Source organism: Qipengyuania sp. SM2507, assembly GCF_053714505.1.
The window spans coordinates 1305930-1322199 of sequence record NZ_CM132307.1; the positions used below are offsets into that span (position 1 = coordinate 1305930).

At 64.1% G+C, this 16270-nt stretch carries 17 protein-coding genes; 4 read left to right on the forward strand and 13 right to left on the reverse strand.

The window, feature by feature from the left end; genetic code table 11:
• Positions 1–19 precede the first annotated feature (19 nt).
• From ACWIKC_RS06355 to ACWIKC_RS06365, 3 genes are all read left to right on the forward strand, one after another.
• Complete coding sequence (locus ACWIKC_RS06355; RefSeq protein ID WP_454599269.1) at positions 20–976, forward strand: DUF481 domain-containing protein; 957 nt, start codon at positions 20–22, stop codon at positions 974–976.
• Between the two features lie 2 nt (positions 977–978).
• Entirely contained in the window at positions 979–2106 is a 1128-nt protein-coding gene (gene tgt, locus ACWIKC_RS06360; protein WP_454599270.1) for a tRNA guanosine(34) transglycosylase Tgt, read from the forward strand.
• Between the two features lie 66 nt (positions 2107–2172).
• The gene (locus tag ACWIKC_RS06365) at positions 2173–4170 is read left to right on the forward strand and encodes an alpha/beta hydrolase family protein (protein WP_454599271.1); all 1998 of its coding nucleotides are present in this window, start codon (positions 2173–2175) and stop codon (positions 4168–4170) included.
• 114 nt (positions 4171–4284) lie between these two features.
• On the opposite strand, the gene rpsD is transcribed toward ACWIKC_RS06365, so the two are convergent.
• On the reverse strand, positions 4285–4899 hold the full coding sequence (gene rpsD / locus ACWIKC_RS06370; protein ID WP_454599272.1) for a 30S ribosomal protein S4: 615 nt from the start codon (positions 4897–4899) through the stop codon (positions 4285–4287).
• A 207-nt stretch (positions 4900–5106) separates the two neighbouring features.
• Between rpsD and ACWIKC_RS06375 the strand changes: the two genes are divergently transcribed.
• Positions 5107–5424 (forward strand): chorismate mutase, encoded by a 318-nt coding sequence (locus tag ACWIKC_RS06375; RefSeq protein ID WP_454599273.1) that lies wholly within the window; start codon positions 5107–5109, stop codon positions 5422–5424.
• Positions 5425–5440: 16 nt separating this feature from the next.
• Here the strand turns inward: ACWIKC_RS06375 and ACWIKC_RS06380 are convergent, their stop codons facing one another.
• From ACWIKC_RS06380 to ACWIKC_RS06435, 12 genes are all read right to left on the reverse strand, one after another.
• On the reverse strand, positions 5441–5677 hold the full coding sequence (locus ACWIKC_RS06380; RefSeq protein ID WP_454599274.1) for a hypothetical protein: 237 nt from the start codon (positions 5675–5677) through the stop codon (positions 5441–5443).
• A gap of 91 nt (positions 5678–5768) precedes the next feature.
• Positions 5769–6485 (reverse strand): RNA methyltransferase, encoded by a 717-nt coding sequence (locus ACWIKC_RS06385; protein WP_454599275.1) that lies wholly within the window; start codon positions 6483–6485, stop codon positions 5769–5771.
• Entirely contained in the window at positions 6478–6981 is a 504-nt protein-coding gene (gene nrdR / locus ACWIKC_RS06390; protein ID WP_454599276.1) for a transcriptional regulator NrdR, read from the reverse strand. Before nrdR ends, ACWIKC_RS06385 begins: the two co-directional genes overlap by 8 nt.
• An 8-nt stretch (positions 6982–6989) precedes the next feature.
• Positions 6990–7208 carry a hypothetical protein gene (locus tag ACWIKC_RS06395; RefSeq protein ID WP_454599277.1) on the reverse strand — a complete coding sequence of 73 codons (219 nt, stop codon included), beginning with the start codon at positions 7206–7208 and terminating at the stop codon, positions 6990–6992.
• A gap of 4 nt (positions 7209–7212) precedes the next feature.
• Positions 7213–8523 carry a serine hydroxymethyltransferase gene (gene glyA / locus ACWIKC_RS06400; protein WP_454599278.1) on the reverse strand — a complete coding sequence of 437 codons (1311 nt, stop codon included), beginning with the start codon at positions 8521–8523 and terminating at the stop codon, positions 7213–7215.
• On the reverse strand, positions 8520–8969 hold the full coding sequence (gene rpiB / locus ACWIKC_RS06405; RefSeq protein WP_454599279.1) for a ribose 5-phosphate isomerase B: 450 nt from the start codon (positions 8967–8969) through the stop codon (positions 8520–8522). Before rpiB ends, glyA begins: the two co-directional genes overlap by 4 nt.
• A 66-nt stretch (positions 8970–9035) precedes the next feature.
• Positions 9036–9413, reverse strand: coding sequence for a response regulator (locus tag ACWIKC_RS06410; protein WP_454599280.1), 378 nt, complete (start codon positions 9411–9413; stop codon positions 9036–9038).
• On the reverse strand, positions 9410–10828 hold the full coding sequence (locus ACWIKC_RS06415) for a sensor histidine kinase (RefSeq protein ID WP_454599281.1): 1419 nt from the start codon (positions 10826–10828) through the stop codon (positions 9410–9412). The genes ACWIKC_RS06410 and ACWIKC_RS06415 overlap by 4 nt, the downstream gene beginning before the upstream one ends.
• A 222-nt stretch (positions 10829–11050) precedes the next feature.
• Positions 11051–13078: an RNA polymerase sigma factor RpoD gene (gene rpoD / locus ACWIKC_RS06420; RefSeq protein WP_454599282.1), complete on the reverse strand. Its 2028-nt coding sequence runs from the start codon at positions 13076–13078 to the stop codon at positions 11051–11053.
• 10 nt (positions 13079–13088) lie between these two features.
• Positions 13089–14978 carry a DNA primase gene (gene dnaG / locus ACWIKC_RS06425; protein WP_454599283.1) on the reverse strand — a complete coding sequence of 630 codons (1890 nt, stop codon included), beginning with the start codon at positions 14976–14978 and terminating at the stop codon, positions 13089–13091.
• Between the two features lie 33 nt (positions 14979–15011).
• Positions 15012–15722: a hypothetical protein gene (locus ACWIKC_RS06430; RefSeq protein ID WP_454599284.1), complete on the reverse strand. Its 711-nt coding sequence runs from the start codon at positions 15720–15722 to the stop codon at positions 15012–15014.
• Positions 15719–16171 (reverse strand): GatB/YqeY domain-containing protein, encoded by a 453-nt coding sequence (locus tag ACWIKC_RS06435; protein WP_454599285.1) that lies wholly within the window; start codon positions 16169–16171, stop codon positions 15719–15721. The genes ACWIKC_RS06430 and ACWIKC_RS06435 overlap by 4 nt, the downstream gene beginning before the upstream one ends.
• Positions 16172–16270 lie beyond the last annotated feature (99 nt).

Here is a 16270-nt window from a genome sequence, read left to right on the forward strand (position 1 = left end):
TTGGCTATCGGCGCCGACGATGACCCTGCACGCTCGTTCTTCGCTAGTCGCCGCCGCGCTCCTCGCAAGCTGGGCTGTGCCCGCGCATGCGGAACTGCCCGAGGGCGTGCGCGCTATGATCGAGGCCGCGCGCGCATCCGGCGATGCCGCAAAGGTCGCCACGGCACTCGAACTGGCGCGTACCGCCTATCCTGCCGAAGCCGAAGCGATCGCCGCGATTGAGGCGGAATGGACCGCGGCGAAGGCCGAGCGCGACGCGCTTGCGGCAGCGCAAAAGGAAGAGACGCTGCGCAGCGCCGGCGCGCTCGACCTGTGGAGCGGCGAAGGCGAACTGGGTGGCTTCATGTCGAGCGGCAACAGCGACACCGCCGGACTGGCAGCTTCGCTCTCGCTCCTGCGGCAGGGAATCGACTGGACCCACCGTGTGCGCGCCCGCGTCGATTACCAGCGCCAGAACGGGGTCACGAGCCGCGAGAACTTCGTCTTCGCCTACGAGCCGCGCTGGCAGTTCGACGAGGACATGTTCGTCTACGGTCTGGCGCAATACGAGCGCGATCGGGTGCAGGGCTTTACCGGGCGCTACGCCGTCTCGGGCGGGCTGGGCTACAATCTCCTCCAGTCCGCCGACGTGTCGCTCTCGCTCAAGGCCGGTCCGGCCTTCCGCATCACCGAATACGTCGACGGGCGCAGCGAGAGCCGGCTCGGCGGGCTGGTCGGCCTCGATTTCGACTGGCGGATCATCGACCGGCTAACCCTTACGCAGGACGCGAATGCCTTGGCGGAAACCGGCGGCCAGGCCGTGGTTGTGTTCGACAGCGCCAACACCACGCTTAATCTCGTCACCGGTCTCGATTTCGCGGTCACTCCCCGTCTGCGCACCCGGCTCTCCTATCAGGTCGACTACGACAGCAACCCGCCCGCCGGTTCGGTCACCACCGACACGCTGACCCGCGCCACCATCATCTACGGCTTCTGACAATGGCCGAGAGGTTTGCCTTCCGGATCGACGCCACCGACGACACCGCGCGCACCGGGCGCATCGCGATGCTGCGCGGCGACATCCGCACCCCGGCCTTCATGCCCGTGGGCACCGCGGCGACCGTCAAGGCGATGAAGCCCGAAGCGGTGCGCAAGACCGGCGCCGACATCATCTTGGGCAACACCTATCACCTGATGTTGCGCCCGGGTGCCGAGCGGATGGCGCGGCTGGGCGGGCTGCATTCTTTTATGAACTGGTCGCGCCCGATCCTGACCGACAGCGGCGGCTATCAGGTGATGAGCCTCTCGGAGCTCAACAAGCTCACCGAGGAAGGTGTCGAGTTCCGCAGCCATCTCGATGGCTCGAAGCACATGCTGACCCCCGAACGCTCGATGGAAATCCAGCGCCTGCTCGGCTCGGACATCGTCATGGCCTTCGACGAATGCCCGCGCGCCGACCGTCCCTTCGCCGAGATCGAGGGGAGCATGGAAATGTCGATGCGCTGGGCCAGGCGCAGCCGCGATGCCTTCGACGCCGGCGGCGAGCACGCGCAGCGCGCAGCGCTGTTCGGCATCCAGCAGGGCGCGCTCGACGAAGGCCTGCGCGCCCGCTCTGCCGCTGCGCTGCGCGAAATCGGATTCGATGGCTATGCGATCGGCGGGCTGGCGGTGGGCGAGGGGCAGGAGGCGATGTTCGCTACGCTCGATTTCGCACCCGGCCAATTGCCCGAGGACGCACCGCGCTACCTGATGGGGGTGGGCAAGCCCGACGATCTGGTCGGTGCGGTCGAGCGCGGAATCGACATGTTCGACTGCGTTCTGCCGAGCCGCTCGGGCCGTAACGGACAGGCCTTCACCTGGACTGGCCCGATCAATCTGCGCAACGCCCGCTTCGCCGAGGACCTCGAGCCGCTCGACCCGCGCTGCGCCTGCGACACCTGTGCCACCTACAGCCGCGCCTATCTCCACCACTTGATCAAGGCCGGCGAAATCCTCGGTGCAATGCTGATGACCGAGCACAATATCGCCTTTTACCAACAGCTGATGCAGGCGATGCGCGATGCGATCGGCGCAGGCGAATTCGCCAGCTTCGCCGCCGATTTCCGGCGAGATTACGGAAAGAACTGAAAGGCTTGCAGGTTTTTCCGGCTCCGGTAGACTGCCCCTAGGATTGAAACCGGGGGGTCGTTTTCCATGAGATTGCGTTTTGCGCTTGCTGCCGCTGTGTCTGTCTTCGCCATTGCCGGAGGTACGCCTGCCTTCGTTGCGGCTGAAACTCTGGAGGAAACCGCCGCGCGATTCGGTATTCGCCAGACGGTGCTCCAAATCAGCCTGTCGCCGTCGGGCCAGAAGATCGCCTTTATCGAACCGGGTCCGCAGGGGAGCGAGATTCTCAACGTGATCGATCTGGCTGATAAAGGCACGATCGAGCCGATCCTCACCAATAGCGAACAACGTGCGGACCTGTCGCGGTGCAACTGGGCGACCGAGGAACGACTTGTCTGCATAATCGATAGCGTCAGCGAGAGTTCGGGGCTGCTGATCGGGTACTCGCGTGTTTTTGCCGTCGGTGCGGATGGTTCCAAGGCGCTAATGCTGACGCCGCGCACCGATATGCGCGCGCTTGGCTACCGGCAGGACGGCGGCAGCATTCTTGCGCTCGACGTCCCCGGCGAGGACGATACCGTTCTGATGACAAAGGAATATGTCCCCGAACGGACGATCGGAACACGCCTGGCCAACGACGAGTCCGGGCTCGGCGTCGAGGAGGTCAATGTGACCAACGGCCGGCGCAGCAAAGTCGAAAGTCCCGACACCGATGCCGTGGGCTATATTGCCGACGAAGAAGGCGCCGTGCGAATGAAGGTCCGCCATCCCAAAGGCGTCGGAGCCAATCTGGGCGACGAAAGATATTTCTACTACCGCGAGCCGGGCCAGTCCAAGTGGAGCCTGCTTTCCAGGGTTTCGCTCGATGCCCAGACCGTGAACGGTTTCACTCCTGTCGCGATCGATTCGCAACGCAATGTCGCATTCGGATTTGATTCGGTCGACGGTTACGAGGCCGTGATCGAGGTACCACTCGACGGGGTCGGCGAACCGAAGGTCGTCATGGCCCGCAACGACGTCGATGTCGATCGCTTGATCCGTATCGGGCGCCAGCGCCGGGTCGTGGGTGCGAGCTATGCGACCGAAAAGCGCGCTGTGGAGTATTTCGACCCCGAGTTGAAAGCGTTCGCCGCGCAATTGCAGGAAGCGCTGCCGGGCAAGCCCCTGATCAACATCGTCGGCGCGAGTGCGGACGAAAACCGCCTATTGATCGCGGCATCGAGCGATACCGATCCGGGCATGGTCTATCTCTACGATCAGGCCACCCGCGAATTGAGCGAGATCATGCCGCTGCGCGAGCACCTCGTGGACCGGACGATGGGTGCGATGAGGCCGATCAGCTTCCCGGCTGGGGACGGAACGCAGATTCCCGGCTATCTGACGCTTCCGCCGGGCTCTGACGGGAAAGGCCTGCCCGCGATCGTCCTGCCCCATGGCGGACCGAGCGCGCGCGACGAATGGGGCTTCGACTGGCTGGTGCAGTTTTTCGTTGCGCGGGGCTATGCGGTCCTGCAGCCGAATTATCGCGGCTCCAGCGGATACGGAAGTGCCTGGTTCGGGCGCAATGGTTTCCAGGCCTGGGAGACCGCGATCGGCGACGTAAACGATGCAGGCCGCTGGCTGATCGCCGAAGGGATCGCCGATGCCGACCGGCTGGCGGTGGTGGGCTGGTCCTATGGCGGATACGCTGCCCTGCAATCGCAGGTGCTCGACCCGTCGCTCTATCAGGCTATTGTGGCCATCGCACCGGTGACCGATCTCGACCATCTGCGCAACGATGCCCGCCCCTATACGAACTTCGCGCTTGTCGATGCCTTCATCGGGCAGGGCCCGCATGTGCGCGCCGGCAGCCCAGCGAAACATGCCGGTTCATTCCAGGCACCCGTCATGCTGTTTCACGGCACGCTCGATCAGAATGTCGCCGTTGGTCATTCCCGGATGATGGCGGATCGCCTCAAGGATGCCAGGAAAACGGTGGAATACGTCGAATTCGACGATCTCGACCACGGGCTGAACGACAGCAAAGCGCGCTCCGACATGTTGCAAAAGATTGACACATTCCTGAACAGCCATCTGGACCGTTGACCGTTCGGGAAGGCGTTCTGCCGATCCGAACGCGCCCGGTGAACGCTTGGCCCGCAAACAAAAAAGGCGACCCTGCGGGGTCGCCTTTTCTTGTCGGTGCGTCGTGCTCGCGGATCAGCGCGAGTAGAATTCGACGACCAGATTGGGTTCCATCGTGACCGGGTAGGGCACTTCGTCGAGCTTCGGCACGCGGGTGAAGGTCACCTTTTCGGTGCCGTCGGGTGCGACGTAGTCGGGAATGTCGCGCTCGGGCAGGCTCTGTGCCTCGATAATCAGCGCCATGTCCTTGGCCTTGCTGCCCAGGCTGATGACATCGCCGACGTCGCAACGACGCGAGGGGATGTTGCACTTCACGCCGTTCACATAGATGTGACCGTGGTTGACGATCTGGCGCGCGGAGAACACCGTCGGTGCAAATTTGGCGCGATAGACGATCATGTCCAGACGACGCTCGAGCAGGCCGATCAGGTTCTGGCCGGCATCGCCCTTCATCCGCGTGGCGTCGGCATAGGTGCGCTTGAACTGCTTCTCGGTGACGTCGCCGTAATAGCCCTTGAGCTTCTGCTTGGCGCGCAGCTGGAGGCCGAAATCGCTGACCTTGCTCTTGCGACGCTGGCCGTGCTGGCCGGGGCCGTAGGAGCGCTTGTTGACCGGGGAATTCGGACGACCCCAGATGTTCTCGCCCATCCGGCGGTCGAGCTTGTACTTGGCGCTTTTGCGCTTCGACATAATAAGTCCTTCGATTTGCCATCGCCACCCCATTGGTGGCGCTTGAACCCGGTATCGCACCGCTGGAGCTATTCTCCAGCGCGGCCGCCGCTTCACCGGGGTGCGGAGCCAATTCGCGAAGCGCGCGCCATAGCAGGGATGGGCAGCGGGTCAAGATGAGAGATCGGCGCTCGACAAACGGGGGCGGGGGCGGCAGTGCGCCTCGCCATGACCAGCGACATCAAACGACCCGAGGACTGCAGCGATATGCGCGAGGTGCGCCAAGGCGTCGATGCCACCGATCGTGCGCTGATGGACCTGCTCGACACCCGCTACGGCTACATGCGTGCCGCCGCCCGGATCAAACCGGATCGCGACGCCGTTCGCGACGAAGCGCGCAAATCCGCAGTCATCGCAAATGCGCGTGCCGATGCGGAAGCGCGGGGACTTCCGGCGACCGAGCTCTGCGAAATCTGGGATCGGCTCGTGGAAAGCTCGATCGCCTACGAGGCGGTCGAATGGGACCGAATCAGAAGCGCCGGTTGAGCAGCGCCCCGCGGCATCAATCGCCGCGGTTGAACTCGCGCCATTCCTCGCGGGTCATGCACACCCGCTCGCGCTGGCGGCTACCGGACTGAAGAGCGATCTGGCGGCAAATCTTCTTGGGCTCGGCGGCCTCATCCTGAGCAACGGACTGTTCCTTTTCGCTTTGCGCCTCTTTCTGATCGGGCTCCACCGCGAGCGCGGGAGCCCCGGCCAGGAGAAGAGTGAAAGCAAGCGAGGACAGGACTTTGCGCATAGAGAAGACCCTTGACTGAATCCGGCGTGTTTTGAAGCGGCTAGCTGGCATCATTGAAGTGCGCTAGCGAAATCTGACGGCCCGATTGCGACTAGTCGCTTCGTGTCCGCGCAAGCGTGGACAGCACTCCCCGCAGCGTTCGAATCTCCAAGTGATTCCAGCCCGGCTTGGTCAGCACGTTGCGCAGCGTCGTGCGTGTCACCTCGTTGCGAATCGCGGGGAGGTAATAGCCCTTGGGCTCGAGCATCGACTCCAGATGACCGATCAAGCCGTCGAGTTCTTCCTGCGGCGCAGGCGGCAGAATTTCCTCCTGCGTCGGCTGCGAAAGGTTGCGGGTCTTGGACCATTCATAGGCGCACAGGATCACCGCCTGCGCCAGATTGAGCGAGCCGAATTCCGGGTTGATCGGCACCGTGATAATGGCGCGCGCGAAACCGACGTCCTGAATATCGAGACCCGAGCGTTCGGGGCCGAACAGCAGCGCGCTTTTGCCCTGCGCCGCATCGATCTCCCGGGCAGCCTCCTCGGGCGTAACCACGGGCTTGGTGACCCCGCGCTTGCGCACCGTGGTGGCATAGATATGCGCGCAATCGGCGACCGCCTCGGCCACCGTGTCGAACACCTGCGCGTCGGCTAGCACCCGGTCCGCGCCTGCAGCGGCAGGGCCTGCGCTGGGATTGGGCCAGCCATCGCGCGGCGCCACGAGCCGCATCTCGGTGAGCCCGAAATTGAGCATCGCCCGCGCCGCCTTGCCGATGTTTTCGCCCAATTGCGGTCGAACCAGGACGATAGCCGGGGCTTCAGCCACTCGCGTTGCCGCCCGTGGTTTCGGCCTGCGCCGCCTCCTGGACGGTGCTGGCGAATTCCTCGAAATCGCGCGCTTCGCTGAAATCGCGATAGACGCTGGCGAAGCGGATATAGGCGACGCTGTCGATCTGGCGCAGCCCGTCCATTACCATCTCGCCGATACGGCTCGAAGGTATCTCGGCCTCACCGGCGGTTTCGACCTGTCGCTGGATACCCGAGACGAGCTGGTCGATCCGCTCGGCCGCGACATCGCGCTTGCGGCAGGCGAGGCTGATCGACTGCTCCAGCTTGCGCCGCTCGAAGGGTTCCCGCCGGCCGGCTTTGCCATCGCCGCCAGACTTGACCACCGTCACCTCGCGCAATTGCACGCGTTCGAAAGTGGTGAAACGGGCGCCACAATGCGCGCACTGCCGCCGTCGCCGGATCGCGGCATTGTCCTCGGTCGGACGCGAATCCTTTACCTGGCTGTCATCATGGGCACAAAAGGGGCAGCGCATTCAGGAGGTTACTTCTTGATCCTGTTGTAGAATGCGAAGCCCGCACCCGCGATCAGGCCAAGCGGCAGGCTCACCACCGGCAGCAGCGCGCCGGCCAGTGCGCCGATTGCGGCACCCGCCAGCACCGGCTTGGTCGAAGGATGGCCCATGCCGTCCTTGGCCATTCCGGAGATCTCGGCCTTCGCGTCTTCGACCCAGTCGGAATCGTTCGGATTGCGTTCGGTCATCGTGTTACATCCCTGGATAGACGGGGAAAGCCCGGCACAGCTCGCTTACCCGGCTGCGTACGCTTTCCTCGACACGTTCATCGCCCTCGGGACCGCTGCTGGCAAGCCCGTCGACAACCTCGGCGATCAATTTGCCGATGGTGCGGAACTCGCTCGTGCCGAAACCGCGCGTCGTCCCCGCGGGCGTGCCGAGGCGGACGCCGCTGGTGACGAAGGGACTGCGCGTGTCGAAGGGGATGCCGTTCTTGTTGCAGGTGAGCCAGGCGCGATCGAGTCCGGCTTCGGCGGCCTTGCCTGTGACGTCCTTGGCGCTGAGATCGACCAGCATCGAATGGTTGTCGGTCCCGCCCGAGACCACGCGCAAGCCGTGCTCCTCAAGGCTGGACGCCAGCGCCCGGGCGTTGTCGACCACGCGCTGGGCGTAGTCGGAGAATTCGGGGCGTAGTGCCTCGCGGAACGCGACCGCCTTGGCGGCGACGACATGCATCAGCGGACCGCCCTGCATTCCGGGGAAGACCGCCATGTTGATCGGCTTGCTCAGCGCCTCGTCGTTCCACAGAATCACGCCTGAACGCGGTCCGCGCAGGCTCTTGTGGGTGGTGGTGGTGACGACATGCGCATGGGGCACGGGGTTGGGGTGCGCGCCGCCCGCGACCAGCCCCGAAATGTGGCTCATGTCGACCAGCAAATAGGCGCCCACTTCATCGGCGATTTCACGAAAGCGCTGCCAGTCCCAGACGCGCGAATAGGCGGTGCCGCCGGCGATGATCAGCTTGGGGCGATTCGCGCGCGCGGTCGCGGCGACCGCATCCATGTCGATGAGCTCGTCGTCCTGGCGCACCCCGTAGGAGACCGGGTTGAACCATTTGCCGCTCATATTGACCGGCGACCCATGGGTGAGATGCCCGCCCGAATTGAGATCGAGCCCCATGAAGGTGTCGCCCGGCTCGAGCAACGCGAGGAACACCGCCTGGTTCATCTGGCTGCCACTGTTGGGCTGGACGTTGGCGAATTGGCAGCCGAACAATTCCTTGGCGCGGTCGATCGCCAGTGTTTCGACGACATCGGCATAGTCGCAGCCGCCGTAATAGCGTTTGCCGGGATAGCCTTCGGCGTATTTGTTGGTGAATACGCTTCCGGTAGCCTCAAGCACCGCGCGGCTGGCGATGTTCTCGCTTGCGATCAGCTCGATCTTGTCCTGCTGGCGCGCCAGTTCGTTGCGGATCGCCTCGTGGATCTGCGGGTCCGCTTGGGCGAGCGTATCGTGCCAGAAGCCGTCCATCGGCGAAGCGGCAGGGGCGGGCTGGGTGCTCATGAGCGGTCCTCGATCTGGGGGTCGGAAAGCTTGTCGACGCGGCGCTGGTGGCGCCCGCCGGCGAATTCGGTTTCGAGAAAGGCGGTAACGCTGGCCTTGGCCATGTCGATCCCCGTCAGACGCGCGCCGAGTGCGAGGCAATTGGCGTCATTGTGTTCGCGCGCGAGCCGCGCTGAAAGTGGCTCCGACACCAGAGCGCAACGCATTGCGGGGTGGCGATTGACCGACATCGAAATCCCGATCCCCGAGCCACACAGCGCGATGCCGCGCTGCGCCGTCCCCTCTGCGATCACATTCGCCAGGCGGTAACCGAAATCGGGATAATCGACGCTGTCGGCGGTGTCGGGACCGAGATCGGCAACCTCGTGCCCTTGTTCGATCAGCCAGTCGCGCAATTCGGCCTTGAGGTCGAGCGCGGCATGGTCGGAGGCAATGGCGATACGCATGGCGGCCTCATAGGTCAGCCGGACGATTCTCTCCAGCCCGCAATGCGGGTTTTCAGCCCGACGATCTCAGCCTGAAAAGGAGCCGGTCAGGGCCAGACGCGCTGCGGCCATTGCCGATTTGATTTGTTCGTGGGTGTAAGGCTTGGAAACGGTTGGCGTTTCGGCAAACTCGGGAGGATGCGACGTGTCGCCATACCCGGTCGCGAACACGAAGGGGATCGCGAGCGCGCGCAGCTTCTCGCCTATGCAATAGCTTTTCTCCCCATGGACGTTCACATCCAGCACGGCCGACGCGATGCCGCCTTCCTCGATCAGTGCCGCGGCGTGTTCCAGCGATCCGGCCAAAACCACCGTCTCGCCATCCGCGTTCAGCATGTCCTCGAGAGCGAAGGCGATGATTGCTTCGTCTTCGAGCAACAGGATTGCGTTGTCGGCCTCGATCATATTTCTCCCTCGATCCGACAATGCAATCCGCTGCGATGATAGTCGATTTGAACTGCTCCGTGGCGTCCGCCCAATCCGCTCTGGATCAGTCGACTGCCGAATCCGTTTCGTTCGGGCTGTTCAACCGGGGGGCCACCCGATTCCGTCCAGTCTAGCGCAATTGCCACGGTTCCGTCCTTGGTTTCGGCGCTCCAGACGATCGCCACCCGGCCATCAGGGACCGACAAAGCACCGTATTTCAGAGCATTGGTGGCCAATTCGTGAACGATCATCGCCAAGGCGACCGCCTGCTGGGGACGCAACACGAGATTGGGGCCATCGAGTTCGCAGCGCTCGGCGGCAGTCCCCAACGCCGCGTCGAGCGATCCGCCAAGAAGACTGCGCACTTCCGCCGACTCCCAATTGCACGAGGTCAGCAGATTGTGCGCCGCCGACAAGGCCCCGAGCCGGGCAGCGAAGGCGTCGCGTCCGGCACGGTTGCCTTCGTCGAGCCCGAACGACTGTTGCGCAAGCCCCTGGACGATGGCGAGGGTGTTCTTCACCCGGTGGTTGAGCTCGTGGATAAGCAGTGTCTGGCGCTGCGAGGCCTCGACTTCCTCAGTCACGTCGTGGCCCTGCACGAAAACCCCGGTCACGGCACGCTCGGCATCGAAGATCGGTTGATAGACGAATTCGAGATACACCTGCTCGGGTTCGGCCTCGGGCTGCATCTGGATGAACATTTGTTCCTGGCGGCCGAAATAGGGCTGGCCGGTCCGGAAGACTTCCTCGAAAATGTCGACGATACCCTGTCCGACCACTTCGGGCAGGGCCTCCTCGATGGTCAGGCCATAGAGCGGGCGGTTGCCGGTCAGCCGCCGATAGGCGGCATTGGCCATGGCGAAGCGCAGCTCCTTTCCCAACAGAACAGCGGTAAAGCCTGGTGTGTTCTCGAGCAGGTTGCGCAACTCGCGGGTCTCTTCCGCGAGATTCCGGTTGCGGGTTTCGGCCTGCTCGGCGCGTTCGAAGACCCGCATCTGTTCCTGCATTCCACGCAGCTTGTGCAATTCGCTGATATCCACCGTGTGCTGGAGAATATGCGTGACCTCGCCAGCTTCGTCCCTGAAAGGCGTATGCGTCGCGCTCCAGTAGCGTTCTTCCAACGCTCCGTTGGCAAGTTCGATATCGTAGCGAATATGCGCAATTTCATCGGGCTCGCCGGATTCCAGGACCCGGTCGAAGGACGCGCGGAGCTGACGGTAACTATCCGACTCGGGTGCACTCGGAAATGCCTCGAACATCTTCCTGCCGACGATGTCCGCGCGTTGGCGCATCACCGTCGTCAGGTATGACTCGTTCATCCAGACAATCACCAATTCGCGGTCGAGCAAGACGTAAGGGTTGGGCGACCGCTCGAGCAGGGCCTCGAAATTCACGCTCGACCGGTCGGATGCCTGGTGGGAGCGTTTCAGAAGTCGTCTCCAAGCGGGATGTCGGGCCGCGACCTCGCCTCGAGACAGCCCATGCGATCCAAAACCAGCGCGGAACCGGAAGTTCCCCCCGGACGACACGGATGCCGCCCGGCCCGTACGAACTGTCGCTCCAAAGCAATGTTTCGAATTTGCACAGAAAATCCGCCCTGGTCGTACCGCAAGGCCCTACTGGTCGAGGAAGCTGCGCATCTTGCGGCTTCGGCTGGGGTGCTTCAATTTGCGCAGTGCCTTGGCCTCGATCTGGCGGATACGCTCGCGGGTGACCGAGAACTGCTGGCCGACTTCCTCCAGCGTGTGATCGGTGTTCATGCCGATCCCGAAGCGCATGCGCAGTACGCGTTCCTCACGCGGGGTCAGCGAAGCCAGCACGCGGGTGACGGTTTCCTTGAGGTTCGCCTGGATCGCGGCATCGACCGGGATGATCGCATTCTTGTCCTCGATGAAATCGCCGAGATGCGAATCCTCCTCGTCGCCGATCGGGGTTTCGAGGCTGATTGGCTCCTTGGCGATTTTCATCACCTTGCGGACCTTCTCGAGCGGCATCGACAGACGCTGTGCCATCTCTTCCGGGGTCGGCTCGCGGCCTTCCTCGTGGAGGAACTGGCGGCTGGTGCGCACCAGCTTGTTGATCGTCTCGATCATGTGGACCGGAATGCGGATGGTGCGCGCCTGGTCGGCGATAGAGCGCGTGATCGCCTGACGAATCCACCAGGTCGCATAGGTGCTGAACTTGTAACCGCGGCGGTATTCGAACTTGTCGACCGCCTTCATGAGCCCGATGTTGCCTTCCTGGATAAGATCCAGGAACTGCAGCCCGCGGTTGGTGTATTTCTTGGCGATCGAGATCACGAGGCGCAGGTTCGCCTCGACCATTTCCTTCTTGGCGATACGCGCCTCGCGTTCGCCCTTCTGCACCATGTTGACGATGCGGCGGAACTCGGGGAGCGCCATGCCGGTCTGGCTGGCGATATCGCTGATTTCGGTGCGAATGCGGTCGATCGCATCGGCTTCCTTGTCGGCGAAGGCGGCCCACTTCTTGTCCTTCTTGACCCGTGAGGTCAGCCAGAGGTCGTCCATCTCATTGCCGATATAAGCTTCGAGAAAGTCGACCCGCTTGACCTTGTGACGCTCGGCGAGGCGCAGCATCTGGCCGCCCAGCGCGGTCAGGCGCCGGTTGAAGGCGTAGAGATTGTCGACCAGGAATTCGATCTTGTTCGCGTGAAACTGGACGCTCTCGACCTCGGCGGTGAGCTGTTCGCGCAGCGCCTCGTATTTCTTCTCCTTGGCGGCGGGGAAATCCTCGCCGCGGCCGAGCAGGTCGACGCGCTCGCCCTGGAGCTTCTCGAATTTCTTGAACAGGTCCTTGATCCGGGCGAAGCGTTCGATGGCGTCTGGCTTGAGTGCGGCCTCCATCTGAGCAAGGGACATGGTGTTGTCCTCTTCCTCTTCGTCGTCCTTCTTGGCCGACCCTTCTTCGCCGTCCTCGTCTTCGGACTCGCTGTCGTTGTCCTCGTCCTCGTCGTCTTCGCGGATGGTGGGGCCAGCAGTTTCCTCGGAGATTTCGCCGTCGTCATCGTCGTCGGCATCCTCGGCCATCTTGTCGGCCGGGGGTTCCTTGGAGAGCATGGCGTCGAGATCGAGGATCTCGCGCAGCTGCATTTCCTCGTCGTTGAGCGCTTCGGACCAGTGGATGATCGCGTGGAAGGTGATCGGGCTCTCGCACAGGCCCATGATCATCATGTCGCGCCCGGCCTCGATCCGCTTGGCGATGGCGATTTCGCCCTCGCGGCTGAGCAGTTCGACCGCGCCCATCTCGCGCAGATACATCCGCACCGGATCGTCGGTCCGCTCGCCCACGGCGAGCTTCTTGGTGACGTTGGTGGTCGGCGTCTTGGGTTCTTTCTTGTCGCCCGTGGTGGCGATTTCCTCGACCTCGTCGTCGCGCTCGGCTTCCGCCTCGGCTTCGGCTTCCTCGTCGTTCTCGACGATCTGGACGCCCATTTCGCTCAACGCGGTCTGGATGTCCTCGATCTGGTCGGGGCTCATTTCGGCCGAAGGAAGGCCATCGTTGAGCTCGTCATAGGTGACGTAACCCTTCTTCTTGGCCTTCGCGATGAGCTTCTTGATCGACGCTTCGTTGAGGTCGATCAGGGGAGCGTCTTCTTTTTCGGCGGTCTTCGACTTGCTGGCCATAAGTGTCGCGTCAGTCCGTTTTATGGGCCGCTTCCGCTGATTCCGCGGACCGGCTGTCTGATTCCTGCCGGGCCCTGCTGGCCCGCTTGCTTGCCATTTGCCCGAGTCGCGCCTCGAATTCCAGCTTGCGCCTGAGCAGGCGCTGCTGCTCGGCGAAAGCGCCTTCGGGATCGCTTTCGAAACGCGCCGTGGCATCGGCCAACGCGGCTTCGAGCGCGGGTCTTTCGACCAGCAACGACACGGCTTCGGCCAGCTCCTCGCGCGCATCAACCGGGTCTGTGCCTTCATCGAGGAAGGCGAAACGAGAAGTTTCCGGTGGGGCAGGCAGGCCTTGGATAGGCGATATGGGCGATCCGCTGGGCAAATCAAGCGCTTCGGCCGCTTCGAGCAGCAAATCGATCGCCGGACCGACATTTTGGTCACGCATCGCGAGGTCGCTCAGCCCCTCTTCGTGGCGCACGATCTGATCGGGAAAGCGCGCCAGTCCGGCGATCACAGCCACCGCCAGCGAATCGCGCCCGCCGCCGGAAATGACATGGCGCAGCTTCGCCGCCGCTTCGGGGGTAAGCCTGGGGGCGGGGCGGGGCGGTCCGCCCTTTTTCCACGATGCGCGCGGCGTCCATTCGCGCTTGGGGAAGGCGAAGGCGGAGAATCGCTCGGTCAGTTCGCGGCGGTACAGAGCGCGGATATCGGGATCCGCGATCGTCTCGGTGTGATCGAGCAAGCGCTGCTTGAGCCCGGCCTTGTCTTCGGGCGAGGCAAGCGGCGTGGCTTCGCGCTCGACCTGCCACAGCATGTCGAGCAGGCTGCTTGCGCTGGCCAGCAGGCTTTCCAGCGCCTGGCGACCCTCCTGGCGCAACAAATCATCGGGATCGAGCCCCGTGGGCAGTTGCACGATCGCAAGCGAGTGCGAGGGACGCAGCAGTGGCAGCGCGCGTTCGATCGCGCGCATTGCCGCGCGCCGGCCCGCGGCATCGCCATCGAAGCACAGGATCGGGCGTTCGACATGGCGCCACAGCAGCTCGAGCTGCTGCTCGGTCAGCGCGGTGCCCATCGGCGCCACCGCCTCGCCGATCCCCGCCTCGGCCAGCGCGATCACGTCCATATAGCCCTCGACCACGATCATCCGGCCAGACTGGCGCGCGGCGGGGGCGGCGCGGTGGAGGTTGTAGAGCGTGCGCCCCTTGTCGAACAAAGGGGTGTCGGGGCTGTTGAGATATTTGGGCGCCTTGGGATTGCTCTCGGCATCGAGAATCCGCCCGCCGAAGGCGATCACACGCCCGCGCGCATCCTGGATCGGGAGCATCAGCCGGTCGCGGAAGCGGTCGTAAGGATCGCGCTCCTCGACCGAAATTCGCATCCCCGCCTCGACCAGCAGCGGCTCCTCGAACCGCGCCAGCGCGCGGCCCAGCGCCTGGCGTCCTTCGGGCGCATAACCGAACCCGAACTCGCGCATCGTCGCTATCGAGAATCCGCGTCTGTCGAGATAGCCGCGCGCCGCTGTGCCTTCGCTCGACCCCAGATTGGCGACGAACCATTCCTGCGCCGCCGCGGTCACATCTTGCAGCCCGGCGCGCTCCTCAGCGCGGCGCGCGGATTGCGGGTCGGGGGCCGGGACCTCCATCCCTGCCTCCACCGCCAGTTCCTTGACCGCATCCATGAAGGCGAGCCCGCGCTGGTCGGTCATCCAGCGGATCGCATCGCCATGCGCCCCGCAACCGAAGCAATGGTAGAAGCCCTTCGCATCGTTGATGGTGAAGCTGGGGCTCTTCTCGTCGTGGAACGGGCAACACGCCTTGAACTCGCGCCCCGCCTTCTGCAGCCGCACGTTCCGCCCGATCACCGTGCTGAGCGTGATCCGCGCGCGCAATTCGTCCAGCCATTGGGGGGAAAGAGCCATCCGGCCGAGCTTACAGCCGTTCCAGACTTGCCGCTAGTTGGCTGGCTCGCCCTCCACAGGCAATTGCTCAGGCGGGAAGGGGCCGGTGCCGCTGGCGGTCAGGCCGCGGGCCTCGAGCTGCCAGGCTTCCGCCGGGCCTTCGGGGGGAAGGGTGGACTGCCACCAGAAGGTGATCGTCGCGCCCGGGGTCCAGCCTTCGCCCGAGGTGACGCGCCAGATCAGCTGGCCCTGATCGGACGTTACGCCGATCGCTTCTGCGTCGCCCAGCGCGGCTTCGGCCTGTTCGCGCGAATAGCCGACCGAGCCGTTGAAGCCGGTAGCGCGGCGGGTCGAGCGGAACAGCGTCGCGGGCGCTTCCGTCGGTGGGTCGGTCTCCTCGGGGGCCGCCACATCCTCCGCGAGGGTTACCCGATGCACATAGGTGTAGATCGTCCCTTCGGGCATCGTGGCGGGGTCGCAGGTGGCGGTCTCGCGCGGACAGGCGACGAAGCTCACCATGCTGCCGATCTCGCGCCCCTCCGCCATCAGCGGCGATTCGACTTCCGAGCCCTGCGGTCCCTCGATCTTCCCGCCGATCATAGCCGCGTCGTAGTCGGCCGCCACCAGCGTGCGCGGCGCGGCGACTGTGGCGGTCGGGGTAGGCTCGGCCACCGGATCGGTCTCCGAACCATCGCCGCAGGCGATCAGCGCCAACGGGGCCAGCATCACTGCACCGGTGCGCAGGATCGTTCGGGTCGCGCTCAAGAGAGGCTCTCCTTGACCATCGCGCTTGCCTTGGCGCCGTCGAGCACTGCGCCGTGGCGCGCCTTCAGCTCGGCCATGACCTTGCCCATGTCCTTCATCCCTTCGGCCCCGACCGCGGTCTTGGCTTGCTCGATCGCGACGCGCATCTCGTCCTCGCTCATCATCTGCGGCAGGAATTCGCCGATCACCGCGAGTTCGCCGCGTTCCTTGGCCGCCAGCTCCTCGCGCCCGCCATCCTCGTACATCTGGATCGATTCGCGCCGCTGCTTGGCCATCTTCTGCAGCACCTCGATCACCAGCGTGTCGTCCTCTGGCTGCTTGGCGGCGGTGCGAAGCTCGATGTCGCGATCCTTGATCTTGGCCGCGATCATCCGCAGCGTCGCAGTGCGATCCTTGGTTCCGGCCTTCATCGAAGTGGTGGTGGCGGTCTTGATGGTGTCGCGGATCATGGAAACTGGCCGTTCATAAGTGTGGATGGATTGGCGTCGACATAGAACAGCGCGCCGCAAAGCCAAGCGTTCCTGTTGACGAAATGCCCGCTGCGCTCT